This is a genomic window from Protofrankia sp. CiP3 (assembly GCF_917627345.1).
Lineage (GTDB): Bacteria > Actinomycetota > Actinomycetes > Frankiales > Frankiaceae > Protofrankia.
Genome location: NZ_CAKJTM010000077.1, coordinates 14,640 through 16,915 on the forward strand (window position 1 = coordinate 14,640; position 2,276 = coordinate 16,915).

The window sequence follows — 2,276 nt, forward strand, 5'->3', positions numbered from 1 at the left end:
GCCCGAGAACAGGACTGTCCGGCTCGCCGCGCCCAGGCGGCCCTGGCCCCGCGTCACCGCGGCGGCTCTGGGCCACGACGGCTTTGTGGGACACCAGGGCACGCTCGGTCGATCGTCATGCGTGTTGATCGACCGGGCAGGCCCTAGAAACTGGCGAACAGGTCCCGGGGCATGGCGATCCGCGCAGCTTCGGACAACGATCCGGAGACCGAGGGGTAGATCGCGAACGTGTGGGCAACCTGGTCGACGGTCAGGCCGTTGGCGACCGCCAGCGACACCGGGAAGATCAGTTCTGACGCCCGCGGTGCTACGACAACCCCACCCAGAACGCTGCCGCTGCCAGGCCGACAGAACAGCTTGACGAAACCGTCCGTGACGGCCTCCATCTTCGCCCGTGGGTTCCGGGCAAGCGGAAGGATCGTCGTATGCGCCGCGACCGCGCCTGACTCGATCATCCGTTGGGAGATGCCGACGGTCGCGATCTCCGGCTCGGTGAAGATGTTCGACGACACGGTACCCAGCCGCAGTGGGGTGACCGCCTCACCGAGCGCGTGCCACATGGCGATCCTGCCCTGCATGGCGGCGACGGACGCCAGCGGCAGCACCCCGGTACAGTCACCAGCGGCGTAGACCCCCGGCACCGATGTCCTCGACATCCGGTCGACCTCGATATGGCCGGTCGCGTTCAGGCGTATCCCGACGTCGGTCAGACCGATCTCCGATGTGCGCGGCACCGAACCGACGGCCATCAGGACGTGGCTGCCACTGATGATCCTGCCGTCCTCGAGCTCGACCTCCACACCGTCGGCGACCCGGCGGGTCGCTGCCGCCCGGGAGCAGCCCAGCACCGTGACACCCCTGCGCCCGAAAACATCCTCCAGGACCCGGGCCGCGTCGGGATCCTCCCCGGGCAGCACCCGGTCGCGGGAGGAGATAAGCGTCACCTGCGCGCCGAGCGCCCGGTAGGCGCTGGCGAACTCGGCGCCGGTGACGCCGGAACCGACCACGATCAGATGTTCGGGCAGCCTGTCGAGGTCGTAGAGATGGCGCCAGGTGAGAATTCTCTCACCGTCAGGTATCGCGGTCGGCACGATTCGCGGCGACGCACCGGTAGCGATCAACATGATGTCGCCGAAGAACGCCTCACCAGAATCGATCTCGACGACATGCGGACCGACCAGTCGCCCGCGGGCGCGCACGACCCGGACGGCCTCTTTTTCCAGTCGGGTCTCGATGTCACGGGACTGCGCCTGGGCAAGCCCCCGTACCCGGGCGTAGACCCGCTCGATGTCCACACCAGCACCGGCGGGCAGCTCACAACTGGGTGCCGCCCTGGCATCCCAGCCCGCTTCCGGCAGCACGAAACCGCCGTCTCGCAACCGGACACCGAGCGAAGGCGCCGCGGCCAGGGCCGTCATCGCCGCCGATGTGGCGATCAGGGCCTTCGATGGAACACAGTCAGTAAGGACGCAGGCGCCACCCATCCCATCCGCATCGATGAGTGTGACAAATGCCCCCAGCTCAGCTCCGACAAGGGCCGCCTCATACCCACCGGGCCCCCCTCCAAGGATGACAATTCGCGGCACGTGCGCGCTCCCTTCCGTGGGCTGGCGTTCCCACCAGCTATCTTGCCTCCTGTCGCGCGCCATACCGCTGGGATCGGACCGACTTTCGTACAATCAGGGAAAGGTAGCCCGCCGGCCCGGTGCGTCAGCACAGTCGGGGAGAACGTGGGTACGGTAGGCGCCAGTGGAGATCCTTGAGATACGCCGTCACCCCGGCCGCGACGGCCGCGACGAAAGAGCCCGCGAGAGACGTACGCCATGACCATGTACGCCGCCTACGGCAGCAACCTCGATCCGGCCCAGATGAAGGAACGTGCACCACACGCTCCGGTCATCGGGACCGGCTGGATACACGGCTGGAGACTCACCTTCGGTGGCGAGGACGTCGGCTGGGAAGGCGCGCTCGCCACTATCGTCGAGTCCCCCGGCTCCCATGTCTACGTGATGCTCTACGACATCGACCGGCGTGATCTGCGGCAGCTCGACGTGTGGGAGGGCGCCGACGCCGGCCTCTACACCCGCATCCGCGTGCGCGTTTCCACCCTGGACGGCGACGCGCTTGCCTGGGCATACGTCCTGGACGCCTACGAAGGCGGGCTGCCGTCCAAACGGTACGTCTCGATCATGGCCGACGCGGCGGAGCGAGCCGGCGCTCCGGCCGACTACGTCGCCCAGCTACGCATGCGCCCAACCGCGTAAGAGCGCCCAACA

Annotated in this window: 2 protein-coding genes; one reads left to right on the plus strand and one right to left on the minus strand. The window is 67.8% G+C overall.

Annotated features, from left to right (window positions below):
• Positions 1 to 143: 143 nt before the first annotated feature.
• Positions 144 to 1,586 (minus strand): NAD(P)H-quinone dehydrogenase, encoded by a 1,443-nt coding sequence (locus MJ797_RS20205; RefSeq protein ID WP_239338377.1) that lies wholly within the window; start codon positions 1,584 to 1,586, stop codon positions 144 to 146.
• Between the two features lie 237 nt (positions 1,587 to 1,823).
• Between MJ797_RS20205 and MJ797_RS20210 the strand changes: the two genes are divergently transcribed.
• Positions 1,824 to 2,264 carry a gamma-glutamylcyclotransferase gene (locus MJ797_RS20210; RefSeq protein ID WP_239311394.1) on the plus strand — a complete coding sequence of 147 codons (441 nt, stop codon included), beginning with the start codon at positions 1,824 to 1,826 and terminating at the stop codon, positions 2,262 to 2,264.
• Positions 2,265 to 2,276: the final 12 nt, after the last annotated feature.

Coding starts and splice junctions, on each gene's coding strand:
- MJ797_RS20210 (WP_239311394.1), top strand. CDS start 1,824: ATGACCATGTACGCCGCCTACGGCAGCAACCTCGATCCGGCCCAGATG.